The 26935-nt window shown below is 63.5% G+C and carries 17 protein-coding genes, 2 tRNA genes and 2 pseudogenes; 17 read left to right on the plus strand and 4 right to left on the minus strand.

The genetic code is table 11. From position 1 onward, the window contains the following. Positions 1 to 44: 44 nt before the first annotated feature. The 6 genes and pseudogenes from hflK (at position 45) to LOY54_RS27515 (ending at position 6957) form a co-directional block, all read left to right on the plus strand. Complete coding sequence (hflK, locus tag LOY54_RS02470; protein ID WP_045193733.1) at positions 45 to 1205, plus strand: FtsH protease activity modulator HflK; 1161 nt, start codon at positions 45 to 47, stop codon at positions 1203 to 1205. After that, positions 1205 to 2074 carry a protease modulator HflC gene (gene hflC / locus LOY54_RS02475; protein WP_045193732.1) on the plus strand — a complete coding sequence of 290 codons (870 nt, stop codon included), beginning with the start codon at positions 1205 to 1207 and terminating at the stop codon, positions 2072 to 2074. The genes hflK and hflC overlap by 1 nt, the downstream gene beginning before the upstream one ends. 275 nt (positions 2075 to 2349) lie before the next feature. Next, positions 2350 to 3537: an ATP phosphoribosyltransferase regulatory subunit gene (locus LOY54_RS02480; protein ID WP_045193730.1), complete on the plus strand. Its 1188-nt coding sequence runs from the start codon at positions 2350 to 2352 to the stop codon at positions 3535 to 3537. Between the two features lie 54 nt (positions 3538 to 3591). After that, positions 3592 to 4884, plus strand: a complete 1293-nt coding sequence (locus tag LOY54_RS02485; protein WP_010221599.1) for an adenylosuccinate synthase — start codon at positions 3592 to 3594, stop codon at positions 4882 to 4884. A 954-nt stretch (positions 4885 to 5838) separates the two neighbouring features. Beyond that, positions 5839 to 6051: pseudogene (locus LOY54_RS27510) on the plus strand (methyl-accepting chemotaxis protein); the annotation flags it as partial. A gap of 201 nt (positions 6052 to 6252) precedes the next feature. Continuing rightward, positions 6253 to 6957: a methyl-accepting chemotaxis protein gene (locus LOY54_RS27515; RefSeq protein ID WP_408980577.1), complete on the plus strand. Its 705-nt coding sequence runs from the start codon at positions 6253 to 6255 to the stop codon at positions 6955 to 6957. 96 nt (positions 6958 to 7053) lie between these two features. On the opposite strand, the gene LOY54_RS02495 is transcribed toward LOY54_RS27515, so the two are convergent. The 4 genes from LOY54_RS02495 to LOY54_RS02510 all read right to left on the minus strand — a co-directional run bounded on the left by LOY54_RS02495 (position 7054) and on the right by LOY54_RS02510 (position 10072). Next, positions 7054 to 8622, minus strand: coding sequence for an iron ABC transporter permease (locus tag LOY54_RS02495; RefSeq protein WP_258609119.1), 1569 nt, complete (start codon positions 8620 to 8622; stop codon positions 7054 to 7056). Then, the gene (locus LOY54_RS02500; protein ID WP_045196863.1) at positions 8622 to 9635 is read right to left on the minus strand and encodes an extracellular solute-binding protein; all 1014 of its coding nucleotides are present in this window, start codon (positions 9633 to 9635) and stop codon (positions 8622 to 8624) included. Before LOY54_RS02500 ends, LOY54_RS02495 begins: the two co-directional genes overlap by 1 nt. A 176-nt stretch (positions 9636 to 9811) precedes the next feature. Then, positions 9812 to 9898, minus strand: a tRNA-Leu gene (locus LOY54_RS02505). 87 nt (positions 9899 to 9985) lie between these two features. Beyond that, positions 9986 to 10072, minus strand: a tRNA-Leu gene (locus LOY54_RS02510). A 266-nt stretch (positions 10073 to 10338) separates the two neighbouring features. Here LOY54_RS02510 and rnr point away from each other — a divergent pair. The 11 genes and pseudogenes from rnr to LOY54_RS02565 all read left to right on the plus strand — a co-directional run bounded on the left by rnr (position 10339) and on the right by LOY54_RS02565 (position 26935). Continuing rightward, a complete protein-coding gene (gene rnr, locus LOY54_RS02515) occupies positions 10339 to 12936 on the plus strand; it encodes a ribonuclease R (RefSeq protein WP_045196866.1) in 2598 nt (865 codons plus the stop codon). After that, positions 12933 to 13685: a 23S rRNA (guanosine(2251)-2'-O)-methyltransferase RlmB gene (rlmB, locus tag LOY54_RS02520; protein ID WP_045196868.1), complete on the plus strand. Its 753-nt coding sequence runs from the start codon at positions 12933 to 12935 to the stop codon at positions 13683 to 13685. The genes rnr and rlmB overlap by 4 nt, the downstream gene beginning before the upstream one ends. 254 nt (positions 13686 to 13939) lie before the next feature. Next, positions 13940 to 14362: a 30S ribosomal protein S6 gene (rpsF, locus tag LOY54_RS02525; RefSeq protein ID WP_045196870.1), complete on the plus strand. Its 423-nt coding sequence runs from the start codon at positions 13940 to 13942 to the stop codon at positions 14360 to 14362. Positions 14363 to 14390: 28 nt separating this feature from the next. Next, on the plus strand, positions 14391 to 14621 hold the full coding sequence (rpsR, locus tag LOY54_RS02530) for a 30S ribosomal protein S18 (RefSeq protein ID WP_009403887.1): 231 nt from the start codon (positions 14391 to 14393) through the stop codon (positions 14619 to 14621). 36 nt (positions 14622 to 14657) lie between these two features. Beyond that, positions 14658 to 15557, plus strand: coding sequence for a hypothetical protein (locus LOY54_RS02535; protein ID WP_045196874.1), 900 nt, complete (start codon positions 14658 to 14660; stop codon positions 15555 to 15557). A 21-nt stretch (positions 15558 to 15578) separates the two neighbouring features. Beyond that, positions 15579 to 16024, plus strand: a pseudogene (gene rplI, locus LOY54_RS02540) (50S ribosomal protein L9). 110 nt (positions 16025 to 16134) lie between these two features. Then, a complete protein-coding gene (gene dnaB, locus LOY54_RS02545) occupies positions 16135 to 17532 on the plus strand; it encodes a replicative DNA helicase (RefSeq protein ID WP_045196878.1) in 1398 nt (465 codons plus the stop codon). A 101-nt stretch (positions 17533 to 17633) separates the two neighbouring features. Then, a complete protein-coding gene (locus tag LOY54_RS02550) occupies positions 17634 to 19937 on the plus strand; it encodes a YgiQ family radical SAM protein (protein ID WP_045196880.1) in 2304 nt (767 codons plus the stop codon). A gap of 282 nt (positions 19938 to 20219) precedes the next feature. Beyond that, complete coding sequence (locus LOY54_RS02555; RefSeq protein WP_258609122.1) at positions 20220 to 23504, plus strand: DUF2126 domain-containing protein; 3285 nt, start codon at positions 20220 to 20222, stop codon at positions 23502 to 23504. A gap of 39 nt (positions 23505 to 23543) precedes the next feature. Then, a complete protein-coding gene (locus tag LOY54_RS02560; protein ID WP_258609124.1) occupies positions 23544 to 26030 on the plus strand; it encodes a circularly permuted type 2 ATP-grasp protein in 2487 nt (828 codons plus the stop codon). Then, a complete protein-coding gene (locus LOY54_RS02565; RefSeq protein WP_213602611.1) occupies positions 26030 to 26935 on the plus strand; it encodes a transglutaminase family protein in 906 nt (301 codons plus the stop codon). Before LOY54_RS02560 ends, LOY54_RS02565 begins: the two co-directional genes overlap by 1 nt.

Consider the following 26935-nt stretch of genomic DNA (forward strand, 5'->3'; position numbering starts at 1 on the left):
GGCGCGCCGTGGGCGCGTCTTTGCTTTATCAGATGGAGAGCGCTATGGCTTGGAATGAGCCGGGTGGCAACTCGAACAATCAGGATCCGTGGGGCGGGCGCCGTGGTGGCGACAAGAAAGGGCCACCGGATCTCGACGAGGCCTTCCGCAAGCTGCAGGACAGCCTGAACGGCATGTTCGGCAGTGGCAAGAAACGCGGTGGTGATGGCGGCATCGGCAAGGGCGGTGGCTTCGGCCTGCTCGGTATCGGTCTCGCCGTGCTTGCAGCTATCTGGCTGTACAGCGCCGTGTACGTGGTCGACGAACAGGAGCAGGCAGTCGTGCTGCGCTTCGGCAAATACTACGAAACCGTAGGGCCGGGCCTGAACATCTACTTCCCGCCGATCGATCGCAAGTACATGGAGAACGTTACCCGCGAACGTGCCTATACCAAGCAGGGGCAGATGCTGACCGAAGACGAGAACATCGTCGAGGTGCCGCTGACCGTGCAGTACAAGATCACCAACCTGCAGGATTTCGTGCTGAACGTCGATCAGCCTGAAGTCAGCCTGCAGCACGCGACCGACAGCGCCCTGCGTCATGTGGTGGGTTCCACCGCAATGGACAAGGTACTGACCGAAGGTCGTGAGCAGATGGCCGTGGAAATCAAGGAGCGCCTGCAGCGTTTCCTCGACACCTACCGTACCGGTATCACCGTCACCCAGGTCAACGTACAGAGCGCGGCAGCCCCGCGTGAAGTGCAGGAAGCTTTCGATGACGTGATCCGTGCCCGTGAAGACGAGCAGCGTGCCCGCAACCAGGCCGAGTCCTACGCCAATGGCGTGGTGCCAGAAGCCCGTGGTCAGGCCCAGCGGATCATCGAGGACGCCAACGGTTACCGCGACGAAGTCGTCTCGCGCGCCAAGGGTGAGGCCGACCGCTTCACCAAGCTGGTCGCCGAGTACCGCAAGGCCCCTGAAGTGACCCGTCAGCGCTTGTACCTGGACACCATGCAGGAAGTCTACAGCAACACCAGCAAGGTCCTGGTCTCCGGCAAGGACGGTCAGAGCAACCTGCTGTACCTGCCGCTCGACAAGATGATCCAGAACAGTGGTTCGCGTATTGCGCCGACCACCAGCGCTGCGCCTTCGGCCAACGCTGATGCGGCCCGTGCGGCGGAACTGCAACAGCAGCAAACACAGTTGCGTACTAGGGAGAGCCGCTGATGAGCAATAAATCGCTGATCGCCCTGATCGTGGCCGTGGTGCTGGGGATCGTGGCCTGGAACAGCTTCTACATCGTGGCCCAGACCGAGCGTGCGGTACTCCTGCAATTTGGTCGTGTGGTCCAGGCTGATGTCCAGCCCGGCCTGCATGTGAAGGTTCCTTACGTCAACCAGGTGCGCAAGTTCGACGCCCGCCTGATGACCCTGGACGCCCCGACCCAGCGCTTCCTGACCCTGGAAAAGAAAGCGGTGATGGTCGATGCCTACGCCAAATGGCGGGTCAAGGATGCCGAGCGCTTCTACACCGCGACCTCGGGCCTCAAGCAGATTGCCGACGAACGTCTGTCGCGCCGTCTGGAAAGCGGCCTGCGTGACCAGTTCGGTAAACGCACCCTGCACGAAGTGGTCTCCGGTGAACGTGACGCGCTGATGGCTGACATCACTGCCTCGCTGAATCGCATGGCCAGCAAGGAGCTGGGTATTGAAGTGGTCGACGTTCGCGTCAAAGCCATCGACCTGCCCAAGGAAGTCAACCGCAGCGTGTTCGAGCGCATGAGCACCGAGCGTGAGCGTGAAGCCCGCGAGCACCGTGCCAAGGGTAACGAGCTGGCTGAAGGCATTCGTGCCGACGCCGATCGTCAGCGCCGGGTTCTGCTGGCCGAAGCCTACCGGGAATCGGAAGAAACCCGCGGTGACGGTGATGCCCAGGCGGCGTCGATCTACGCCAAGGCCTACGGTCAGGACCAGGACTTCTACGCGTTCTATCGCAGCCTCAAGGCTTACCGCGAGAGCTTTGCCGACAAGAGCGATGTGCTGGTGCTCGATCCGAGCAGCGACTTCTTCCGCTTCATGGGCAAGTCCAAGCCATAAGCATCTACCCCGCCGGGCGGCTAAAACGCCTGGCGGGGTGATCCCGCGAGAAAACGGGTGTATGATGCGGCAGCCGGGAAATTCCCGGCTTTTTTGCGTCTGCAAGATCGAACGGTTCAAACCCGGCTCGGGTCTACAGAGCAGCCCAAGGTATTCGAGGGTATAGGCACGGCGGTAGCGCTGGAATCGGTGCTGCGCGCCATTGTTTGCCGATACCTGCTTCACTCAAGGCTCGCCCGCGGGCAAGCCGCCCGGACCATAGGGGAAATGGCGTAATGGCAACGGTAGACCGCTGGCTGCTGCCAGATGGCATCGAAGAAGTACTGCCACCTGAGGCGGCGCGCATCGAGATCGCGCGTCGGCAGGTGTTGGATCTGTTCCAGAGCTGGGGTTATGACTTTGTCGTGACCCCGCATATCGAGTACCTGGAATCGCTGCTCACCGGTGCCGGCCAGGACCTGGACCTGCGGACCTTCAAGGTCATCGACCCGCAATCGGGCCGGCAGATGGGTTTCCGTGCCGACATCACTCCACAGGTTGCGCGCATCGATGCGCATACCCTGCGTCGTGAAGGCCCGAGCCGCCTGTGCTATGCCGGCAGCGTGCTGCACGCCTTGCCGCGGGCGCTGTCGACGTCGCGCAGCCCGATCCAGCTCGGTGCCGAGCTGTACGGCGACGCCAGCCCGGTCAGCGATGTCGAGGTGATCAGCCTGATGCTGGCCATGCTGCAACTGGCCGATGTGCCGGACGTGCACATGGACCTCGGTCATGTCGGTATCTACCGTGGCCTGGCCCGCGCCGCCGGTCTGTCCGGAGCAATCGAGCAGCAGTTGTTCGATGCCCTGCAGCGCAAGGCCGTCGACGAAGTGATCGAGCTGACTGCCAAGCTGCCAGCGGACCTCGCCGCTATGTTGCGCTCGCTCACCGAGCTGTGCGGTGGCCGTGAAGTGCTGGCCGAGGCGCGCGTGCGCCTGGGTCGTGCACCGGCTGCGGTACTGGCGGCACTGGATGACCTGATGGCGATCGCCGAGCGGCTGGCCACGCGTTATCCCGGGCTGCCGCTGTATTTTGACCTGGGCGAGTTGCGCGGCTACCACTACCACACCGGTGTGGTGTTTGCCGCGTTCGTCCCGGGTGTCGGTCAGTCGATCGCCCAGGGCGGTCGTTACGACGACATCGGAGCGGACTTTGGCCGGGCACGCCCGGCCACCGGTTTCTCCACGGATTTGAAGACCCTGGTCACACTGGGGCGAGCCGAGGTGGTATTGCCGTCTGGCGGGATCTGGATGCCCGACAGCAGCGATGCGGCACTCTGGCAGTTGGTCTGCCAATTGCGCAGTGAAGGTCAGCGGGTGGTTCAGGCCTTGCCTGGGCAGCCATTGACTGCCGCCGTAGAGGCGGATTGCGATCGGCAATTGATTCAGCAAAACGGGCTTTGGCAGGTTCTGCCGCTGGCCATTTGAGATTCCCCGCCGGCACGAGCCGGCGCCAAGTTTGCGCGAATGAGGACAAGTGTTATGGGTAAGAATGTCGTAGTCCTGGGCACCCAGTGGGGTGATGAGGGCAAAGGCAAGATCGTTGATCTGCTGACCGAACATGCTGCCGCCGTAGTGCGCTACCAGGGTGGCCACAACGCAGGCCACACCCTGGTGATCGACGGTGAGAAGACCGTGCTGCACCTGATCCCGTCGGGCGTGCTGCGCGAAGGCGTGCAGTGCCTGATCGGCAACGGCGTGGTGGTAGCACCGGACGCCCTGCTGCGTGAAATCAACAAGCTCGAAGAGAAAGGCGTACCGGTGCGCGAGCGCCTGCGCATCAGCCCTTCCTGCCCGCTGATCCTGTCCTACCACGTGGCCCTCGACCAGGCTCGTGAAAAAGCCCGTGGCGAGCAGAAGATCGGCACCACCGGTCGCGGCATCGGCCCGGCCTACGAAGACAAGGTCGCCCGTCGCGGCCTGCGCATCGGTGACCTGTTCCACCGCGAGCGTTTCGCTGCCAAGCTCGGCGAGCTGCTGGACTACCACAACTTCGTGCTGGTCAATTACTACAAAGAACCTGCAATCGATTTCCAGAAGACCCTGGACGAGTGCATGGAATACGCCGAGCTGCTCAAGCCGATGATGCTCGACGTCACCGCCGAGCTGCACAACCTGCGTCGCGCCGGCAAGGACATCATGTTCGAAGGCGCCCAGGGCTCGCTGCTGGACATCGACCACGGTACCTACCCGTTCGTGACCAGTTCCAACACCACCGCTGGTGGCATCGCTACCGGTTCGGGCGTTGGCCCTATGTACCTGGACTACATCCTCGGTATCACCAAGGCCTACACCACCCGCGTTGGCTCGGGCCCGTTCCCGACCGAACTGTTCGATGACGTCGGTGCCTTCCTGGCCAAGCGTGGTCACGAGTTCGGCGCCACCACCGGTCGCGCCCGCCGTTGCGGCTGGTTCGATGCCGTGATCCTGCGTCGCGCCATCGACGTCAACAGCATCTCCGGCCTGTGCCTGACCAAGCTGGACGTGCTCGACGGCCTGGAAACCATCCGTATCTGCGTTGGCTACAAGAACGAGAACGGTGCGGTCATCGATGCCCCGACCGACGCCGACAGCTACATCGGCCTGGAGCCGGTGTACGAAGAAATGCCGGGCTGGAGCGAGTCGACCCTGGGTGCCAAGACCCTGGAAGAACTGCCGGCCAACGCCCGTGCCTACATCAAGCGTGTGGAAGAGCTGGTCGGCGCGCCGATCGACATCATCTCCACCGGCCCGGACCGCAACGAGACCATCGTGCTGCGTCATCCGTTCGCCTGATTCGCGACTGATGTAAAGACAAAAGCCCCTTGATAGGGGCCTTTGTCGTTTCTGTCGGCTGATCGGCACAACCTTTGCTGTAAGAATCACTCCAGTGGTGCCATCACTTTAATGGCCCCAGAAGTAGAGGGTTCTTTCGTGTCCGCCGTTCTCTCACTGTTACGAAGCCGCCTGTTGCGGCCTGTCTTTGTTGCCCTCGGTATCGCTCTTTTGGTGCAAGTGCTGGTCGCGGTCGCGCTGACCCGGAGCACGGTCACAGCCCTTGAGGCCGATCTGGGCAAGCGTCTGGCCGCCGATAGCCAGCAACTTTCCGCCGAGCTTGAGCAGGCCGGGCGCGAAGTCAGCTCCGGGCTCGACAGCCTCTCCGCCAGTACCCGCCAGCGCCTGACCGCAGGTTTGTCCACGCGTTTGCAGGATGAGCAGGCGCAGTTGCGCGCGACCCTGGAAAAGAACCTCAAGGATTCGGCCAACGACATGGCCGAACTGCTCGCCTCGGTGGCGCCACGGGCCATGTGGGACAACGACGTGCCGACCCTGTCGGAGTTCTCCCGCCGGGCCCAGCGCAACCCTAGCGTGCTGTTCGTGGTGTACGACGACGCCCAGGGTCAGCACTTGACCCGCTACCTCAACCGGCAGAACCCGATCAACCAGGCGCTGCTGGAAAAGGGCCAGGGCGAGCGGGCGCTGGACAAGGTACTGGACGCCGCGCGCAACGACCCTTCGGTGTACTTCGTCGAGGCCTCGATCAACCCTAACGGGGTCGAGATCGGCAAGGTATTGATGGGCGTTTCCACGGCCGTGGTCGACCACGAGCTGGTGGCGCTGGACAAGCGCTTCTCGGCGTTGATCGCCAGCGGTGATCAGTTGGTCGGCGACAGCCTGGTGGGTGCCGCCGCCGACAGCAACAAGGCTTTGCGCGCGCGCCTGGAAGCAGCGCAGGGCAGTGCTGCCGGTATGCAGGCCAACACCTCGCAAAGCGTTCAGGACGCGGCCGCGACCCTGCGCTGGAACATCGGCGTGGGGCTGGCCCTGGTCGGCCTGGGCGTGCTGCTGGTGGTCGCCGTGGTGCTGGGGCGGCGCGTGGTCAACAAGCTGCGCCTGCTGATTGCGGCACTGAACGACCTGGCGGCGGGTGAGGGTGATCTGACCAAGCGTGTTTCCATCGACAGTCGCGACGAGATCGGCGACATGGCGGCGGCGGTCAACCAGTTCGTCGCCAAGCTGCAGCCTATTGTGCGTGAGGCTGGCGAAGTGGCCCAGCGTACCGGCATCGAGATCGGCGCCATGACCCAGCGCAATGCTGGCGCCGATGCTGCTGCCGAGCTGCAGCGTGATGAAGTCGCCGCCAGCCTGCGCGACCTGTCGAGCATGGCCGATGAGGCCCAGGCCGAAAGCCAGGCGATGCAATCGGCCCTGCAGCAGGTGGTGGATATTCGCCAGGCCACTGACGAGAACAGCCGCACTTCCACCCAGGTGGCCAAGCTTATCGAAGACCTGGCCGGGCAGGTCGAGACCGGCTCCAAGGTCATCGAGCGCCTGGCCCAGCAAAGCGAGCAGATCGAGGTGGTGCTGACGGTAATTCACGGCATTGCCGAACAGACCAACCTGCTGGCGCTCAACGCGGCCATCGAAGCGGCGCGCGCCGGGGAAACCGGGCGCGGTTTTGCCGTGGTGGCCGATGAGGTGCGAGCACTGGCGAGCAAGACCCAAAGCTCGACCGGCGATATCCAGGCGCACATCGGCGCATTGCAGCAGGGCGCCAAAGAGGCAGTGGCGGCGATCAGCCAGGCCGGGCGCCAGGCTAGCGAAGGCCTGCTGGTGCTGCGCGACAACGCGCGCTTGCAGCAAACGGTGCAGGCATCGGTTGAGCAGGTGCATGCGGCGATTGGCCTGGCTACCCGTGCGGCCGAGCAGCAGGCTCATGGCGCGCAGGCCGTGCGTGGCCGGGTGCAGACCATTCACGCCCAGGCCGAGCGGGCTGCCGAGGTGGTGCTGCAAACCACCGCCAGCAGCAAGGTGCTCGATGACCTGGCGGCGCAGCTCAAGGCCAGCCTGGGGCAGTTCCGCGCGTGAGAGTAATCGCGGGGCAAGTCGAGTCGTCGCACCGCCGCTCCCACGGTGGGAGCGGCGGTGCGACGACTCGACTTGCCCCGCGATGCTTTTCAGGTATCACGCGCGGTTCAGATACATCCGCGTGGTCAGCAGGTACACCGGCAGCCCCGACACCAGGATCAGCAACGCCGCATAGGGCGCTGCCGCCGCGAACTCGACGTTGGCGGTATGCGCCCACACTTCGGTGGCCAGGGTGGTCATGCCGGTCGGGCTGAGCAGCAGGGTTGCGGTCAGCTCCTTCATGGCGTCCAGGAACACCAGTGCGAACGCCGCCGCCAGGGCCGGGAAGATGATCGGCAGGGTCACCCGGCAAAACGCCGTGAACTGGGTTGCGCCCAAGGTGCGGGCGGCCTCTTCGAGCTGCGGCGCCGCCTTGTTCAAGGCTGTGCGCACCGGCGCCTGGGCCAGGGGCAGGAACAGCAGCGCGTAGGCCAGCAGCAGCAAGCCAGTGGTTTGGTACAGCGCCGGCACATAGTGCAGGGCGAAGTACACCAGGGTCAGGGCGATCACCAGGCCGGGCAGGGCGTGCAGCAGGTACGGCAGGCGTTCGGCCCAGATCGCCAGGCGGCCCTTGTAGCGCACCACCAGGAAACTCACCGGCAGTGCCAGCAGCAAGCTCAATCCGGCACCACCCAGCGATAGCGACAACGATGAGAACAGCGCGCGACTGATATCGGCCACCGGAAAGGCCGCCGACGAACCAACGCTCAGCCAGTAACCGAGCATGCCCAGTGGAATACCGCTGCCCAGCAGCGCCAGGACCAGGCAATACAGCTGCCCGACCGGCATCCACCCGCGCAGGCGAATCGGCGCACCGCGCCGCGCCACGCCCTGGCCGATGCGCACATGGCGGGCCTTGCCGCGCACACGCAGCTCCAGCCAGAGCATCAGCAGGCACATGAACAACAGCACTGCCGAGAGCATCGCGGCGTTGGCGTTGCTGAACTCCAGCTCAAATTGCTGGTAGATCGCCGTGGTAAAGGTCTGCAGGCCGAGGATCGACAGGGCGCCGAACTCCACCAGCATGTGCAGGGCAATCAGCAGGCTGCCACCAATGATCGACGGCCACAGCAGTGGCAGGGTGATGCGCCAGAACACCCCCCAGCGCGTCTGCCCCAGGGTCCGTGCCGATTCTTCCAGCGAGGTATCGAGGTTGCGCAGGGTCGCCGCCACCGGCAGGAACACCAGTGGGTACTTGGACAGGCTCATCACCAGGATGGCACCGCCCAGGCCTTCGAAGCGCGGGCTCAGCGACACCCAGGTAAAGCCGCTGACAAAGGCTGGCACGGCAAACGGCAGGCACAGGATCACGCCCCACAGGCGCCGTCCGGGCAGGTCACTGCGCTCCAGCAACCAGGCCAGGGATACACCCAAGGCCATGCAGGCCAGGGTGACGCCGGCCATCAGCATCAGGGTGTTGCGCATCAGGCCCCAGACGAACGGGCGCCAGAGCAAGTGCAAGGCTTCGCGCCAGCCGGCTTCCCAGGTTTTCAGCGCCACGTACAGCAGCGGCAGCAGGCTCAGCCCGACCAGCAGCAGCACCGGCAGCACCACCCAGATCGACGGGCGCTTGCGCTTGGGAATATAACGGCTGGCCAGTGCGACCGCGGGCAGGGCTGCGCTCATTACAGCAGGCCAACTTCGCGTTCGAGTTCCAGGGCTTCTTCAGCGTTACCCAGGTCGGCCGGGGTGATTTTTGGCGGACGCAGGTCTTCGAAGGGCTTCAGGCCCTGGTCCGAGACCATGCCTTTATGCAGCGGATACTCGGCAGTGGTCTGGGTGATTACCCGCTGGCCTTCTTCGCTGGCCATCCAGGCCAGCAGGGCCTGGGCTTCTTTCGGGTGCTTGCTGGCTTTTACCGCCGCGGCGCTGGAGATGGTCACCAGGCCACCGACGTCGCCGTCGGCCAGGTAATAGAGTTTCGAATCCAGCTGGCCGCGCTCTTTCTTCAGGGCATACCAGTAGTAATTGTTGACCAGCACGGCCGCCACTTCGCCATTCTCCACGGCTTTGAGCGCAACCATGTTGTTGGTGTAGGTCTTGCCGAAGGCCTTGAGGCCGGTCAGCCATTCTTCGGCGGCCTCGCGACCGTGCAGCTTGAGGATGGCCACGGCCTGTTCCTGGAAGGCGCCGCTGGTCGGCACGAAACCGATCTTGCCGTCCCACTCGGGGTCGGCAAAGTCCATCACTGAAGGTGGCAGGTCTTTCTCGTCGATTACCTTGGGGTTGAAGGCGACCACGCGGGTGCGTGCGGTAACGCCCATCCAGGTACCGTTGGCGGCGACGTATTCCTTGGGCAGGACCTGCAGGGTCGAATCATCGATCTTGGCCAGCAGGCCCAGTTCGCCGAGGTTGTTCAGCGGTGGCGATTCTTCGGTGTAGATGACGTCGGCGGGGGAGCGATCACCTTCTTCGATGATCTGGCTGGCCAGCTGGTTGCTGCTGCCCTTGCGGATATTGATGTGGATGCCGGTCTTGGCCTCGTAGGCCTTGGCGATGGCTTCACCGATTTCCTTGTGCTGGCCGTTGTACAGGGTCAGCGACACCGGGTCGGCGGCCATGGCGGCTGGGGTGCCGAGCAGCATGGCGAAAACAGAGACGGCCAGGCCGCGCAACAGGGGGTTATTGCGGAACGTCATGCGGGTACTTCCTCGCTTGCGGCTACATATCTGGAAACAATGATAATCGATATCGCTTCTCAAATGCCCTTGTGAGGGAAAATTCATGAGCAGGCTATCGGTCGTTTCGGGATTGCAGGCGAGGAAAAGGGTAGGGCAGAAACGAAAAAACCCGCTTTCGCGGGTTTGATCTGAATTGGTGCCCAGAAGAAGACTCGAACTTCCACGACCGTAAGGTCACCAGCACCTGAAGCTGGCGTGTCTACCAATTTCACCATCTGGGCAAAATGAAGCGGTGTAGCTTGTAACGAAAACAGTGTAGCGTGTTGCAGTAAATCTCAGAAGCCAGCGGCAGTTCTAAGATTTGAAATTGGTGCCCAGAAGAAGACTCGAACTTCCACGACCGTAAGGTCACCAGCACCTGAAGCTGGCGTGTCTACCAATTTCACCATCTGGGCATTTCGCTGAGGAACATGATGCTTCACATCGTGCTGCTTCTCAACTATAACGACGGTGTCCGTCGTTGTGGTGCGCACTATACGGATGCTCCTGAGAGCTGTAAACCCCCGTTCAGAAAAAATCTTAAAAAATTCAAGTCGTTGTTCCTTATGATGGTTTTGGCAGCATCCAGGGGGCTCTGACAGGGCTGTCCAAGCCTGAAATTTCCGGTTTCAATACGCCTATGCCAAACTAACCCTTATATAGACAAGGTGAACCCCTCCTAATGGCCGATTGGCAGACCCTCGATCCCGAGGCCGCTCGTGAAGCGGAAAAATACGAAAACCCTATTCCTAGCCGTGAGCTGATCCTCCAGCGTCTGGACGAGCGCGGCTCGCCGGCAGCCCGTGAGCAGCTGGTCGAGGAGTTCGGCCTGACCACCGAAGACCAGATCGAAGCCCTGCGCCGCCGTCTGCGCGCGATGGAGCGTGACGGCCAGCTGATCTATACCCGGCGCGGCACTTATGCCCCGGTAGACAAGCTCGACCTGATCCTCGGCCGCATCGCCGGCCACCGTGACGGCTTTGGCTTCCTGATCCCGGATGACGGCAGCGACGACCTGTTCCTGAGCCCTGCGCAAATGCGCCTGGTGTTCGATGGCGACCGCGCCCTGGCCCGGGTTTCCGGCCTGGATCGCCGTGGCCGCCGCGAAGGCGTGGTGGTCGAAGTGATCTCCCGCGCCCACGAAAGCATCGTTGGCCGCTACTTCGAAGAAGGCGGTATCGGCTTTGTCACCCCCGACAACCCCAAGGTCCAGCAAGAAGTGCTGATCACCCCGGGGCGTAACGGCGGTGCCAAGATCGGCCAGTTCGTCGAAGTCAAGATCACCCACTGGCCGACCCCGCGCTTCCAGCCCCAGGGCGACGTTACCGAAGTGATCGGCAACTACATGGCCCCGGGCATGGAAATCGACGTTGCCCTGCGCAGCTACGACATTCCGCACGTCTGGCCAGAAGCGGTGATCAAGGAAGCGCGCAAGCTCAAGCCGGAAGTCGAAGAGAAAGACAAAGAGCACCGCGTCGACCTGCGTCACCTGCCGTTCGTCACCATTGACGGCGAAGACGCGCGCGACTTCGACGATGCGGTGTACTGCGAGAGCCTGGGCAAATTGCGCCTGTTCTCCGGTGGCTGGCGCCTGTACGTGGCGATTGCCGACGTTTCCAGCTACGTGCGCCTGGGCTCTGCCCTGGATGCCGAAGCCCAGGTGCGCGGCAACTCGGTGTACTTCCCCGAGCGCGTGGTTCCGATGCTGCCTGAAGAGCTGTCCAACGGCCTGTGCTCGCTGAACCCGCACGTCGACCGCCTGGCGATGGTCTGTGAAATGACCATCAACAAGTCCGGGCAGATGGTCGATTACCAGTTCTATGAAGCGGTGATCCACTCCCATGCACGCCTGACCTACAACAAGGTCAGCAGCATGCTCGAACACGCTCGTACCCGCGAAGGCAAGGCCCTGCGCGAGCAGTACAGCGAAGTGGTGCCGGACCTCAAGCAGCTCTATGCGCTGTACAAGGTGCTGCTGGCGGCCCGTCATACCCGTGGCGCGATCGACTTCGAAACCCAGGAAACGCGGATCATCTTCGGTTCCGAGCGCAAGATTGCCGAAATCCGCCCGACCGTGCGCAACGACGCTCACAAGCTGATCGAAGAGTGCATGCTGGCGGCCAACGTGGCCACCGCCGAGTTCCTCAAGAAGCACGAAATTCCGGCCCTGTACCGTGTTCACGACGGCCCGCCACCGGAGCGCCTGGAAAAACTGCGGGCCTTCCTCGGCGAGCTGGGCTTGTCCCTGCACAAGGGCAAGGACGGTCCGTCGCCCAAGGATTACCAGGCATTGTTGGCGAGCATCGCCGACCGCCCGGATTTCCACCTGATCCAGACCGTGATGCTGCGCTCGCTGAGCCAGGCGGTGTACAGCGCCGACAACAACGGCCACTTCGGCCTGAACTACGAGGCGTACACCCACTTCACCTCGCCGATCCGCCGCTACCCGGACCTGCTGACCCACCGGGCGATCCGCAGCGTGATCCGTTCGCGTCAGGAAACCCCGCACGTCAAGCGTGCCGGTGCCATGAGCATCCCCAAGGCGCGCATCTACCCGTACGACGAGGCGACCCTGGAGCAGCTCGGCGAGCAGTGCTCGATGAGCGAGCGGCGTGCCGACGAGGCCACCCGCGACGTGGTCAACTGGCTCAAGTGCGAGTACATGAAAGACCGCGTCGGCGAGAGCTTCCCGGGTGTGATCACCGCGGTGACCGGCTTTGGCCTGTTCGTCGAGCTGACCGACATCTACGTCGAAGGCATGGTCCATGTCAGTGCCCTGCCGGGCGACTACTACCACTTCGACCCTGTGCACCACCGCCTGGCCGGTGAGCGTACCGGGCGCAGCTTCCGCCTGGGCGATACCGTCGAAGTGCGGGTGATGCGCGTCGATCTCGAGCAGCGCAAGATCGACTTCGAGATGGCCGAGAACACCCTCAAGGCGCCGATTGGCCGCAAGCAGCGTGGTGAAGGCGTGCGCCCGCAAGACGGCAAGCCGGTGCCGGTGCTCGACAAGAAGGCCGAGGCGCCGGCCAAGGCTGCAGAGCCTGCCCGTCGCAGCCGCAAGAACGAAACTGCCGAAGCCTATTTCCCAGCCAATGCCGTGGCCAACAACGCTGAAGTGCGCAAGAGTCGGGAAATGAAAAAGGCCTTGATGTCCGATGCCAAGCACGCAGGCGGCAAGCCTGCGTCGAAGTCGGGCAAATCGGAAAAACCGAGCAAGCATCGTAAAGGGCCGCCGAAAGCCGGCTCCGCGTCACGTAAACCCAAGGCCAAGTCATGAGTCAGTTGGAAAAAATCTACGGCGTGCATGCCGTGGAAGCCCTGTTGCGTCACCACCCCAAGCGGGTCAAGCAGATCTGGCTGTCCGAAGGCCGTAGCGAGCCGCGCCTGCAGGCGCTGCTGGAGCTGGCCGGGCAAAACCGCGTGGCGGTCGGCCAGGCTGAACGCCGCGAGATGGATGCCTGGGTTGAAGGCGTGCACCAGGGCGTGGTGGCTGAAGTCAGCCCGAGCCAGGTCTGGGGCGAGGCGATGCTTGAAGAGCTGCTCGACCGCACTGAAGGCGCGCCGTTGATCCTGGTACTCGACGGCGTTACCGACCCGCACAACCTCGGCGCCTGCCTGCGCACCGCCGATGCCGCCGGCGCGCTGGCGGTGGTGGTGCCCAAAGACAAGTCGGCGACCTTGACCCCAGCGGTTCGGAAAGTGGCCTGCGGTGCGGCAGAAGTCATTCCGCTGGTGGCGGTCACCAACCTGGCGCGGACTCTGGAGAAGCTCCAGCAACGTGGCTTGTGGGTGGTCGGTACTGCGGGCGAGGCCGAGCAAGAGCTGTATCAGCAGGACCTGACCGGCCCGACCATCCTGATCATGGGCGCCGAGGGCAAGGGCATGCGCCGCTTGACCCGCGAGCACTGTGATTTTCTGGTCAAGCTGCCGATGGCCGGCAGCGTCAGCAGCCTGAACGTGTCGGTGGCGACGGGCGTGTGCCTGTTCGAGGCCGTTCGTCAGCGCCAGGCAAAGCGCCAGGCTTGATTTCGGCGTTGCATCTATCGCGGGTCCAGCCCGCTCCCACAGGTCCTTGTGGGAGCGGGCTGGACCCGCGATGCTTTTAAGGCTGTTCAAATAATCACCAATGACCTTGCTTGTCCCCCGGCGCTTCTCTACAATTGCGCCCCTTGCCATGTTGGCAGGCGTTCACGCGCCTCTTCCCAGGGCAAGACATACAAGTGTCCTTCACTCCTTGTCTGACCACTCTGGTGGCAGACTACAACCCGTAAGGAGCATTCATGCGTCATTACGAAATCATCTTTCTGGTCCACCCTGACCAGAGCGAGCAAGTCGGCGGCATGGTTGAGCGTTACACCAAGCTGATCGAAGAAGACGGCGGTAAAATCCACCGTCTGGAAGACTGGGGCCGTCGTCAACTGGCCTATGCAATCAACAATGTTCACAAGGCTCACTACGTGATGCTGAACGTTGAGTGCACCGGCAAGGCCCTGGCCGAGCTGGAAGACAACTTCCGCTACAACGATGCCGTGATCCGTAACCTGGTCATCCGTCGCGACGAAGCCGTTACCGGCCAGTCCGAGATGCTCAAGGCTGAAGAGAACCGCAGTGAGCGCCGTGAGCGTCGCGACCGTCCTGAGCACGAAAGCGCCGAAAGCGCTGATAGTGATGACAGCGACAACAGCGATAACGCTGACGAGTAATCCACGGACCTTTTGAGGAGCCTATTACATGGCACGTTTCTTCCGTCGTCGTAAATTCTGCCGCTTCACTGCTGAAGACGTGAAAGAGATCGATTACAAAGATCTCAACACCCTGAAAGCTTATGTATCCGAAACCGGCAAAATCGTTCCAAGCCGTATCACCGGTACCAAAGCTCGTTATCAGCGTCAGCTGGCTACCGCTATCAAGCGCGCCCGCTTCCTGGCCCTGCTGCCCTACACCGACAGCCACGGCCGCTGAGACCGGGTCGTCGACAAGTAGCAAAGGATAAAATGCATGCGCGCCTTGGCTGATTTCATCATGCGTGGTCGCGTGCAAGCCACCCTCGTGGTGGTGGGTTGTGCGGCTTTGCCGCTGTTGTTCTGGTTGAGTGCCGCCGCCGGGAGCCTGGTGTTCCTGCGGCGCGGTTTCAAGGACGCTTCCGGTGTCCTCGCCTGGGCTTTGTTGCCGGCGATGGCCTGGTGGTTCTTCGGCGAGCCGCGCACCTTGATGGTGTTGCTGGGTACGCTGGGTCTGGCGGCGCTGTTGCGCGCCGGGCAGTCCTGGAACCGGGTGCTGTTGTTCAGCATCGGCATGGGCCTGGTGTACGGGGTTGTACTGGGTTCGGTGTTCCGCGAACCGATTGAAGCTCTGGCTGGAGCGCTTGAAAAAGCCCTGCCGCAGATGCTCGACGGTCTCTACCAACAGTTATCGGTAGAGGAGCGGGGCCGCCTTGGAAGCCTTATTGCACCGGTGCTCGTCGGCCTGATTGCGGCGTTGTTGCAAGCCGTCAGTGTGCTGGCCCTGATGTTGGGCCGTTACTGGCAGGCGTTGTTGTATAACCCGGGTGGTTTTGGTCGCGAGTTTCAAGCGGTCAGGCTCCCCCTGGTGCCGGCGCTGGTGCTGGTGGTGCTCATGCTGGTGGGGCCGAATTTCGGTCCTGAGCTGGCGATGTTGACACCCCTGTGCAGCATACCGCTGATGTTTGCAGGGCTCGCTCTGCTGCATGGGCTGGTGGCGCAAGGACGACTGGCCAAGTTCTGGCTGGTCGGGTTGTACGTGACGCTGGTGCTGTTTATGCAGCTGACTTATCCGTTGCTCGTGGTCCTGGCCATTGTCGACAGCCTGATTGATTTTCGCGGTCGCAAGGCGCCCCCAAAAGGTGCCGATAACGATTCCGCGAACGGTGAAGGTTAAAAGTTAAGAGGTTATTACCAAATGGAACTGATCCTGCTGGAAAAGTCGCCAACCTGGGCAACCTGGGCGACAAGGTAAAAGTTAAGTCCGGTTACGGTCGTAACTACCTGCTGCCATTCGGCAAAGCCACCGCTGCGACCGCTGCCAACCTGGCTGCGTTCGAAGAGCGTCGTGCTGAGCTGGAAAAAATCGCTGCAGAGAAAAAAGCTTCGGCCGAAACTCGCGCTGCCCAACTGGCTGAGCTGGAAGTGACCATCACTGCCACCGCCGGTGACGAAGGCAAGCTGTTCGGTTCGATCGGCACCCACGACATCGCTGATGCCCTGACCGCCTCCGGCGTTGAAGTGGCTAAAGCCGAAGTTCGTCTGCCGAACGGCACCATCCGTAACGTCGGCGAATACGACGTTGCCGTGCACCTGCACAGCGACGTTGAAGCCACCGTTCGCGTGGTTGTTGTCGCAGCCTAAGCTGTACCGATCGGCTGGCACCTTGGGTGTCAGCCGGTTAACATCGGGCACGATCCTGCTTTGCAGGTCGTGCCCTTTGTCTTTTTCATCACCCTGATTCCTGCGTGGCCATGAACGAGATAACCGCCCCCGAGCAATATGATCTGCAAACCGCTGCCCTGAAGGTGCCGCCGCATTCCATCGAGGCCGAACAGGCCGTGCTCGGTGGCTTGATGCTGGACAACAACGCCTGGGAGCGCGTGCTCGATCAAGTCTCCGACGGCGACTTCTATCGGCATGACCACCGCCTGATCTTCCGCGCCATCCACAAGCTCGCTGACCAGAACGCCCCGTTCGACGTGGTAACCCTGCACGAGCAGCTGGACAAGGAAGGCCTGAGTTCGCAGGTTGGCGGCCTGGGTTACCTGGGCGAACTGGCCAAGAACACCCCGTCGGTGGCCAACATCAAGGCCTATGCCGCGATCATCCGCGAGCGGGCAACCCTGCGTCAGCTGATCAGCATCAGCAACGAGATCGCCGACAGCGCCTTCAACCCGCAAGGGCGCAATGCTGCCGAGATCCTCGACGAAGCCGAACGGCAGATCTTCCAGATCGCCGAAGCGCGGCCGAAGACCGGTGGCCCGGTGGGCGTCAACGACCTGCTGACCAAGGCCATCGACCGCATCGACACGCTGTTCAATACCGACAGCGCGATCACCGGCCTGTCCACCGGCTACACCGACCTCGACGAGAAGACCAGCGGCCTGCAGCCGGCCGACCTGATCATCGTCGCCGGCCGGCCGTCGATGGGTAAGACCACCTTCGCCATGAACCTGGTCGAGAACGCGGTACTGCGCAGCGACAAGGCGGTGCTGGTGTACTCGCTGGAGATGCCAGGTGAATCGCTGATCATGCGTATGCTGTCGTCGCTCGGGCGCATCGACCAGACCAAGGTGCGCTCCGGCCAGCTTGAAGACGACGACTGGCCGCGGCTGACCTCGGCGGTCAACCTGCTCAACGACCGCAAGCTGTTCATCGATGACACCGCCGGCATCAGCCCGTCGGAAATGCGCGCCCGGACCCGCCGCCTGGTGCGCGAGCACGGTGACATCGCCCTGATTATGATCGACTACCTGCAGCTGATGCAGATCCCGGGCTCCAGCGGCGACAACCGTACCAACGAGATTTCCGAGATCTCCCGCTCGCTCAAGGCCCTGGCCAAAGAGTTCAACTGCCCGGTAGTTGCCCTGTCGCAGCTCAACCGCTCCCTCGAACAGCGGCCGAACAAGCGCCCGGTGAACTCCGACTTGCGCGAGTCGGGTGCGATCGAGCAGGACGCCGACGTGATCATGTTCGTTTACCGCGACGAGGTGTACCACCCGGAGACCGAGCACAAGGGCATTGCCGAAATCATCATCGGCAAGCAGCGGAACGGCCCAATCGGCTTTATCCGCCTGGCCTTCATCGGCAAGTACACACGCTTCGAAAACCTCGCGCCGGGCAGTTACAACTTCGACGACGACGAGTAAGGGCAATTTGGACAATTCCGACCTTGAGCGTCGGAATTGGTCAATTTTTGTGCTATATTCCGCGCCCGCGATTTTTCATCGATTAGCCACCGGTCACTGACATGCAAGCAGCCAAACCACTTTTCGACTATCCCAAGTACTGGGCCGAATGCTTCGGGCCAGCACCGTTCCTGCCGATGAGCAGGGAGGAGATGGATCAGCTCGGCTGGGATTCCTGCGACATCATCATCGTGACCGGTGATGCCTACGTCGACCATCCGTCGTTCGGCATGGCCATCATTGGCCGCCTGCTGGAAGCCCAGGGCTTTCGCGTGGGCATCATTGCCCAGCCGGACTGGCAGTCCAAAGACGACTTTATGAAGCTCGGCGAGCCGAACCTGTTCTTCGGCGTCGCGGCCGGCAACATGGATTCGATGATCAACCGCTACACCGCTGACAAGAAGATCCGCTCCGACGACGCCTATACCCCGGGCGGCATGGCCGGCAAGCGTCCGGACCGCGCCAGCCTGGTGTACAGCCAGCGCTGCAAGGAAGCCTACAAGCACGTGCCGATCGTCCTCGGCGGCATCGAAGCCTCCCTGCGCCGCATCGCTCACTACGACTACTGGCAGGACAAGGTCCGTCATTCGATCCTGATCGACGCCTGCGCCGACATCCTGCTGTACGGCAACGCCGAGCGGGCCATCGTCGAAGTGGCCCAGCGCCTGTCGTTCGGCGAGTCGATCGAGAGCATCACCGACATTCGCGGCACCGCCTTCGTACGCCGTGATACCCCGCAGGGCTGGTACGAGGTCGACTCGACCCGTATCGACCGTCCGGGCAAGGTCGACAAGATCATCAACCCGTACGTCAACACCCAGGACACCCAGGCCTGCGCCATCGAGCAGGAAAAGGGCGAGGTCGAAGACCCCAACGAAGCCAAGGTTGTGCAGATCCTCGCCAGCCCGCGCATGACCCGTGACAAGACGGTCATCCGCCTGCCGTCGTTCGAGAAGGTCCGCAACGACCCGGTGCTCTATGCCCACGCCAACCGCGTGCTGCACCTGGAGACCAACCCGGGTAACGCCCGTGCCCTGGTGCAGAAGCATGGCGAAGTGGACGTGTGGTTCAACCCTCCACCCATTCCGATGACCACCGAAGAAATGGACTACGTGTTCGGCATGCCCTATGCGCGCATCCCGCACCCGGCGTACGGCAAGGAAAAAATCCCTGCCTACGACATGATCCGCTTCTCGGTGAACATCATGCGCGGCTGCTTCGGCGGCTGCACCTTCTGCTCGATCACCGAGCACGAAGGGCGCATCATCCAGAACCGCTCGCACGAGTCGATCATTCGCGAGATCGAAGAGATTCGCGACAAGGTGCCCGGCTTTACCGGGGTCATCTCCGACCTCGGCGGCCCGACTGCGAACATGTACCGCATCGCCTGCAAGAGCCCCGAGATCGAATCGGCGTGCCGCAAGCCGTCGTGCGTGTTCCCGGGCATCTGCCCGAACCTCAACACCGACCACTCGGCGCTGATCAAGCTGTACCGCAGCGCCCGTGACCTGCCAGGGGTGAAGAAGATCCTCATCGCCTCGGGCCTGCGTTACGACCTGGCGGTAGAGTCGCCGGAGTACGTCAAGGAGCTGGTGACCCACCACGTCGGCGGCTACCTGAAGATTGCCCCGGAGCATACCGAGGAAGGCCCGCTGAACCAGATGATGAAGCCGGGCATCGGTAGCTATGACCGCTTCAAGCGCATGTTCGAGAAGTACTCGAAAGAGGCGGGCAAAGAGCAGTACCTGATCCCGTACTTCATCGCCGCGCACCCGGGCACCACCGACGAAGACATGATGAACCTGGCCCTGTGGCTCAAGGGCAACGGCTTTCGTGCCGACCAGGTGCAGGCGTTCTACCCGTCGCCAATGGCCTCGGCCACGGCCATGTACCACTCGGGCAAGAACCCGCTGCGCAAGGTCACTTACAAGAGCGACCCGGTGACCATCGTCAAGAGCGAGCAGCAGCGCCGCCTGCACAAGGCCTTTTTGCGCTACCACGATCCGAAGGGCTGGCCGATGCTGCGTGAAGCCCTGGAGCGCATGGGTCGCGCCGACCTGATCGGCCCGGGCAAGCACCAGTTGATCCCGCTGCACCAGCCGGCGACCGACAGCTACCAGAGCGCTCGGCGCAAGAACTCGACCCCGGCCGGCAGCCACAAGGTGGCCAAAGAGCAGAAGATCCTTACCCAGCACAACGGCTTGCCGCCGCGTGCCAGCGATGGTTCCAAGCCGTGGGACAAGCGTGAACAGGCCAAGGCGGCGGCGTTTGCCCGCAACCAGGAAGCGGCCAAGGCGCGCAAAGATGCCGCCAAGGGCGGCAAGGGCAAGAAAAAGCCCGCCCGCCAGCCGGTTCTGCCGCGCTAACTGAAACGCCATCATCTGTGGGAGCGGGCTTGCCCCGCGATAGCGCTCTGTCAATCACAGCGCATCGCGGGTTAAGTCGGATCGCCGTAACGCCGCTCTCACAGCAGATACCTGTGTTCCTTCCTGGCAAAGCCTCAAATCTGTGCAAGGCTTGCACGGCGGCCTCGCTACGGTGCGCTTTTGGTGCGACTGTACCGGCTGCATGCAGGGAATCGCAGGCCTGGGCCCATGGCACAAGTCTTGCGCGGTTCCACTACCGCCCAGGCTCGCAGGAGGCCCGCCGTGTCGATTCATGTCGCCTTGCACCATGTCACCGAGTACCGCTACGACCGTGCAGTTGAACTGGGCCCGCAAATCGTTCGCCTGCGCCCGGCTGCTCACAGCCGCACGAGGATCCTCTCCTACGGGCTGAAGGTGCAGCCGGACGGACATTTCATCAATTGGCAGCAGGACCCACAGGGCAACTACCTGGCGCGCCTGGTATTCCCGGAAAAGACTGACAGCCTGCGCGTGGAAGTCGACCTGGTCGCCGAGATGGCGGTGTTCAATCCGTTCGACTTCTTTCTCGAACCCTACGCCGAGCAGATTCCCTTCAGTTATGGCCGAGACGAACGCCACGAACTGCTGCCCTACCTGGAGCAACTGCCGCTGACGCCGAAGTTCGCCACCTACCTGGACAGCATCGAGCGCACGCCCCAGGCCAGTGTCGATTTCCTGGTGGCGCTCAATCAGCGCCTGAGCGAGGACATCAGCTACCTCATCCGCCTCGAGCCCGGTGTGCAAACCCCGGAGCAGACCCTGGAACTGGGTTCCGGCTCCTGCCGCGACTCGGCCTGGCTACTGGTGCAGTTGTTGCGCCACCTGGGCCTGGCGGCGCGGTTCGTCTCCGGTTATCTGATTCAGCTGACCGCCGACATCAAGGCACTGGACGGCCCGTCGGGCACCGAAGAGGACTTCACCGACCTGCACGCCTGGTGCGAGGTGTACCTGCCCGGCGCCGGCTGGATCGGCCTGGACGCCACCTCCGGGCTGTTTGCCGGGGAAGGGCATATCCCATTGGCTTGTAGCCCCGATCCGACTTCAGCGGCACCGATCAGCGGCCTGGTTGAGCCCTGCGAATGCACTTTCGAGCATGAAATGAGTGTCGAGCGCCTGTGGGAATCGCCGCGGGTGACGCTGCCCTACAGCGACGAACAATGGCAGGCCATCGTCGCCCTCGGGCGCCAGGTAGACAGCGACCTGAAAGCAGCGGACGTGCGCCTGACCATGGGCGGTGAACCAACCTTCGTGGCCATTGACGACCCTGACGGCGCCGAGTGGAACACCGCAGCGCTGGGCGTGAACAAACGGCGCCTGGCCGGTGAGCTGTTCCAGCGCCTGTACAAGCATTACGCGCCCCATGGCCTGGTGCACTTCGGCCAGGGCAAATGGTACCCGGGCGAGCAACTGCCACGTTGGTCGCTCAACTGCTTTTGGCGGCGTGATGGTGTGCCGCTGTGGAACAATCCGGCGTTGATCGCCGACCAACACCAGGACCTCGGCGCCGACAGCGCGCTGGCCGCGCGCTTCCTGGCCAGCGTTGCCGAACGGCTGAGGCTGCCTGCGCGTTATGTCTTCGGCGCCTACGAAGACTCACTCTATTACCTGTGGCGCGAGGGCGGCCTGCCGTCCAACGTGCGCCCCGACGCTGCGCGCCTGGACGACGAGATGGAGCGTGCTAGGCTGCGCAAGGTGTTCAGCCAGGGCCTGGACAAGGTCATCGGCCAGGTGCTGCCGCTGGTCCGCAGCGCCGACGAGCAACGCTGGCAGAGCGGACGCTGGTACTTGCGCGATGAGCATTGCCGCCTGGTGCCGGGCGACTCGCCGCTGGGTTACCGCTTGCCGCTGGCGGCGCAGCCCTGGGTCAAGGCCGCGGAATATCCCTACGTGCATCCGACCGATCCCAACCAGGTGCTTGGCGATCTGCCTGATCGTGACCAACTGCTCAAGGCCAGCGCCGGGCAGGCGCTCGATGAGCAGGAGCACGCAGCCCCCGAGGTCGATGCCTCGGCCGACTGGCTGACCCGTACCGCGCTGTGTGCAGAGCCGCGAGAAGGGCGCCTGTACCTGTTCATGCCACCGCTGTCTCGCTTGCAGGATTACCTCGAGCTGGTTGCGGTGATCGAAGCCACCGCGGCCGAGCTGCATTGCCCGGTCATCCTCGAAGGCTACGAGCCGCCGGCCGATCCGCGCCTGGCCAACTTCAAGGTGACTCCCGACCCCGGCGTCATCGAGGTCAACGTGCAGCCTTCGGCCAGTTGGGACGAACTGGTGGAGCGCACCGAGTTCCTATACGAGCAGGCGCGCCTGACGCGCTTGAGCAGCGAAAAATTCATGATCGACGGCCGACACACGGGCACCGGTGGCGGCAACCATTTTGTCCTCGGTGGCGCCACCCCGGCCGACTCGCCGTTCCTGCGCCGCCCTGACTTGCTACGTAGCCTGATCAGCTACTGGCACAATCACCCGTCGCTTTCCTACCTGTTTTCCGGCCTGTTCATTGGTCCGACTTCCCAGGCGCCACGGGTGGATGAAGCGCGTAACGATGCGTTGTATGAGCTGGAGATCGCCTTCGCGCAAATGCCGGCAGCGGGCGAGGAAGGCCCGCCGTGGCTGGTCGACCGGCTGCTGCGCAACTTGCTGATCGATGTCACCGGCAATACCCACCGCGCCGAGTTCTGCATCGACAAGCTGTACTCCCCGGACGGCCCGGCCGGGCGTTTGGGGTTGCTGGAACTGCGCGCCTTCGAGATGCCGCCGCATGCGCGCATGAGCCTGGTCCAGCAACTGCTGCTGCGCGCCCTGGTCGCGCGTTTCTGGCGTGAGCCCTATGCGCCCAAGCGCCTGGCCCGCTGGGGCACCGAGCTGCATGACCGGTTCATGCTGGGGCACTTTATCGAACAGGACTTTGCCGATGTGCTGGTCGAGCTCAACGCCGCAGGTTACCCGCTGCGTGCCGAGTGGTTTGCCGCGCACCTGGAGTTTCGCTTCCCCAAGGTCGGCGACTATGCCGTCAACGGCATCGAGCTGGAACTGCGCCAGGCCCTGGAGCCCTGGCATGTACTGGGCGAGGAGGGCGCGGGCGGTGCCACGGTGCGTTATGTCGACTCGTCGCTGGAGCGCCTGCAGGTCAAGGTCAGCGGCCTGCCGCCGGAGCGTTATCAACTGACCTGTAACGGTCGGGCGCTACCCTTGCAAGCCACCGGGCGCGTCGGTGAGTTCGTCGCGGCGGTGCGCTATCGCGCCTGGCAGCCGGCCAATTGCCTGCAGCCAACCATTGCGGTGCAGGCGCCGCTGGTGTTCGACTTGCTCGATACCTGGATGGGCCGCTCACTGGGCGGTTGCCAGTACCACGTCGCGCATCCGGGCGGTCGCAACTACCAGACCCTGCCGGTCAATGCCAACGAAGCCCAGAGCCGGCGCCAGGCGCGCTTCTTCCGCCTCGGACACAGCCCGGGTGTAGTGGACATACCATCGGCGCAGGTGAACCCGGAACTACCCTTTACCCTGGATTTGCGCCGCGGCTGAGCGCTACTCTGAACTGACCTGTGGCCTTCGAGCATTGCCATGCCTGACCTGTTGGATGCTTACCCGCTGAGTGCGGGGACTTATCACGAGATGCTCGAAAGCCAGGGAGCGGTGCGTGCGCACTGGCAGCCGTTGTGCGCCTACCTGCAGCGCAGCGGACCGGCGCAACTGGCCCAGCGCCAGGCCTCGTTGACCCGCCAGTTGCGCGAGAACGGCGTCACCTACAACGTTTACGCCGACCCCAAGGGCGCCGACCGGCCCTGGGAGCTGGACCTGTTGCCGCACCTGCTGCCTGCCGCCGAATGGCAGCAACTGGCCGCCGGTGTCGAACAGCGCGCGCGCTTGCTCAATGCGGTACTGGCCGATATCTACGGGCCGCAGCAGTTGATCAGCGAAGGCCTGCTGCCCGCCGAGCTGGTCTATGGCCATAACAATTTCCTCTGGCCCTGCCAGGGTATAGCGCCACTTGAAGGCACCTACCTGCATGTCTACGCGGTGGACCTGGCCCGTGCCCCGGACGGGCGCTGGTGGGTGACGGCAGACCGCACCCAGGCGCCGTCGGGCGCAGGCTTCGCGCTGGAGAATCGCACCATCGTTTCGCGGGCGTTGCCCGAGCTATACCGCGACTTGCAGGTGCAACACCTGGCCGGTTTCTTCCGCACCCTGCAACAGACCCTGGCGCGCCTGGCACCCAGTGACCAGGAGGCGCCACTGGTGGTGCTGCTGACCCCAGGGCGCTTCAACGAGAGCTATTTCGAGCACCTGTACCTGGCGCGGCAGCTGGGTTATCCACTGGTCGAGGGCAGCGACCTGACCGTGCGCGATGCCACCGTATACCTCAAGACCCTGAGCGGCCTGCGCCGGGTGCACGCAATCATGCGGCGCCTGGACGATGATTTCTGCGACCCGCTGGAGCTGCGCACCGACTCGGCCCTGGGCGTGCCCGGCTTGCTCGATGCCGTGCGCCAGGGCCGGGTGCTGGTGGCCAATGCGCTGGGCAGCGGCGTGCTTGAGTCGCCGGGCCTGCTCGGTTTCTTGCCGGCGATCAACCAGCGCTTGTTTGCTGAAGAACTGAGCCTGCCGTCGATCGCCACCTGGTGGTGCGGTGAGCCACCGGTGATGGCGCGGGCACTGGAGCAGTTGCCGAAGCTATTGGTCAAGCCGGCGTTCCCGTCACAGAGTTTCAGCCCGGTGTTCGGCCGTGACCTCGACCCGGCCCAGCGCCAGGCCCTGGCCGAACGCATCCAGGCACGGCCCTACGCCTATGTCGCCCAGGAGCTGGCGCAGTTGTCCCAGGCGCCGGTGTGGCAGGCCGCCAAGGGCGAGGTGCAGCCGCGGGCCATTGGCATGCGTGTGTACGCGGTGGCCTCGGCGGACGGTTATCGGGTGCTGCCCGGTGGCCTGACCCGGGTTGCTGCGCAAGCTGACGCCGAGGTGGTGTCGATGCAGCGCGGTGGCGCCAGCAAGGACACCTGGGTGCTCGGCGAAGCGGCGCCAGCGGGCGAGCAATGGCGGGCCCAGCGCACCATCGGCGTGGCCGAACTGATCCGCCAGGACCCTTACCTGCCTTCGCGGGTGGTGGAGAACCTGTTCTGGTTCGGGCGCTACTGCGAGCGCTGCGATGCCAGTGCGCGCCTGCTGCGGATCATCCTCACCCGCTACCTGGACGGCGACGATCCGCTGGCCCTGCAGGCGGCGGTGGAACTGGCCGATGAATTGTCGCTGCTGCCGGAGGAGGGCGAGTTGCCCGAGCGCCTGCGCGCGGCGCTGGACGATGGCGACTGGGCCTTCAGCCTGCGGGCCAATTTGCAGCGCCTGCACTGGGCGGCGTCGCAGGTGCGCGGCAAGCTCTCGCGGGAGAACTGGCAGGCGCTGGTCGAGCTGCAGCGGGAGGCGCAATGCCTGGAAGATGCCGAGGCGGACTTTGGCGAGCGGGTGGATTTTCTCAACCGCCTGGTGATGTCGCTGGCGGCGCTGTCGGGTTTTGCCCTCGACGACATGACCCGCGACGAAGGCTGGCGCTTCCTGATGATTGGCCGGCGTATCGAGCGATTGCAGTCACTGTGCAGCAGCCTGGCGGCGTTTCTGCGCGGGCCGGCGGTGTACGACCAGGCCGGGCTTGAATGGTTGCTGGAGCTGGGCAATAGCAGCATCACCTACCGCTCGCGCTACCTGGCGGTGGCGCAGTTGATCCCGGTGCTCGATCTGCTCCTGCTCGATGAACAGAACCCCCACGCCGTGCTGTTCCAGCTCAAGCTGCTGGTGCGTGCCAACCAGCGCTTGAGCGAGGAATTCGACAGCCCGCGCGACCCGGCTCTGGCGCTACTGGCCGAGCAATTGCGTCACTTCGACCTGCGCAGCCTGGAAGACCCGTTGTTCGGCAGCGCCAGTGTACAAGCGGTGCTGTCGGGGCTTGCTGACCTGCTGCAAGGGGTGGCCCTGGCCAGTGGCGAGATTTCCGAGCGCCTGGCCCTGCGCCATTTCGCTCACGTCGACGATGTCAGCCAACAGACGGTGTCGCTGTGATGAGTGCGCGCTACCAGATTATCCACGACACCCATTACCGCTACGACAGCCCGGTGTCCCTGGCCCAGCAGCTGGCGCACCTGTGGCCACGGCCTTGCGCCTGGCAACGCTGCACGGCCCAGGCCCTGCAGGTCAGCCCGCAGCCGACCCAGCGGCGCGATGAGTGGGACGTGTTCGGCAACCCGCTGACGCGCCTGGCGTTCGAGCGCCAGCATGAGCAGTTGCGGGTGGTGGCGCGCTTGCAGGTTGAAGTGCTCGAGCGGGCGGCGCCGGACTTTGCCGCCTCGCCGGCCTGGGAGCAGGTGCGCGAGGCCCTGACCTATGCCAGTCAGCCGATGGCAGCGGCGCTTCTGGAAGCCTGCCGTTATCGATTCGAGTCGCCTTATGTGCGCCTCAAGCAGCGCTTCGTGGCCTTCAGCGAATCCTCTTTCGAGCCTGGCCGGGCATTGCTGGAAGGCGTGCAGGCGTTGATGGAGAAGATCTTCAGCGAGTTCACCTTCGATGCCGAAGCAACTCAGGTCGCCACGCCGCTGGTGGAGGTGCTGGAGCGCCGCCGCGGCGTGTGCCAGGACTTTGCCCACCTGATGCTCGCCTGCCTGCGCTCGCGCGGCCTGGCGGCGCGTTATGTCAGCGGCTACCTGCTGACCCGGCCGCCACCCGGCCAGCCACGGCTGATCGGCGCCGATGCCTCGCATGCGTGGATTTCAGTGTTTTGCCCGGGGCAGGGCTGGATCGATTTCGATCCCACCAACAACCTGCGCCCGGCGCTGGAACACATCACCCTGGCCTGGGGCCGGGATTTTTCCGATGTCTCGCCGCTGCGTGGGGTGATCCTCGGTGGCGGCAGCCATGACCCGCAGGTGCAGGTCACGGTGATGCCGCTGGATGAGGCCACAGCCTTGTAG

It is taken from the genome of Pseudomonas sp. B21-032, assembly GCF_024748965.1.
In the GTDB taxonomy this organism is placed as follows: Bacteria; Pseudomonadota; Gammaproteobacteria; order Pseudomonadales; family Pseudomonadaceae; genus Aquipseudomonas.

Coding starts and splice junctions, on each gene's coding strand:
- hflK (WP_045193733.1), top strand. CDS start 45: ATGGCTTGGAATGAGCCGGGTGGCAACTCGAACAATCAGGATCCGTGG.
- LOY54_RS02485 (WP_010221599.1), top strand. CDS start 3,592: ATGGGTAAGAATGTCGTAGTCCTGGGCACCCAGTGGGGTGATGAGGGC.
- LOY54_RS02550 (WP_045196880.1), top strand. CDS start 17,634: ATGCAAGCAGCCAAACCACTTTTCGACTATCCCAAGTACTGGGCCGAA.
- LOY54_RS02560 (WP_258609124.1), top strand. CDS start 23,544: ATGCCTGACCTGTTGGATGCTTACCCGCTGAGTGCGGGGACTTATCAC.
- LOY54_RS02500 (WP_045196863.1), bottom strand. CDS start 9,635: ATGACGTTCCGCAATAACCCCCTGTTGCGCGGCCTGGCCGTCTCTGTT.
- hflC (WP_045193732.1), top strand. CDS start 1,205: ATGAGCAATAAATCGCTGATCGCCCTGATCGTGGCCGTGGTGCTGGGG.
- rnr (WP_045196866.1), top strand. CDS start 10,339: ATGGCCGATTGGCAGACCCTCGATCCCGAGGCCGCTCGTGAAGCGGAA.
- LOY54_RS02480 (WP_045193730.1), top strand. CDS start 2,350: ATGGCAACGGTAGACCGCTGGCTGCTGCCAGATGGCATCGAAGAAGTA.
- LOY54_RS02495 (WP_258609119.1), bottom strand. CDS start 8,622: ATGAGCGCAGCCCTGCCCGCGGTCGCACTGGCCAGCCGTTATATTCCC.
- LOY54_RS02565 (WP_213602611.1), top strand. CDS start 26,030: ATGAGTGCGCGCTACCAGATTATCCACGACACCCATTACCGCTACGAC.
- rpsF (WP_045196870.1), top strand. CDS start 13,940: ATGCGTCATTACGAAATCATCTTTCTGGTCCACCCTGACCAGAGCGAG.
- rpsR (WP_009403887.1), top strand. CDS start 14,391: ATGGCACGTTTCTTCCGTCGTCGTAAATTCTGCCGCTTCACTGCTGAA.
- LOY54_RS02535 (WP_045196874.1), top strand. CDS start 14,658: ATGCGCGCCTTGGCTGATTTCATCATGCGTGGTCGCGTGCAAGCCACC.
- dnaB (WP_045196878.1), top strand. CDS start 16,135: ATGAACGAGATAACCGCCCCCGAGCAATATGATCTGCAAACCGCTGCC.
- rlmB (WP_045196868.1), top strand. CDS start 12,933: ATGAGTCAGTTGGAAAAAATCTACGGCGTGCATGCCGTGGAAGCCCTG.
- LOY54_RS27515 (WP_408980577.1), top strand. CDS start 6,253: ATGGCCGATGAGGCCCAGGCCGAAAGCCAGGCGATGCAATCGGCCCTG.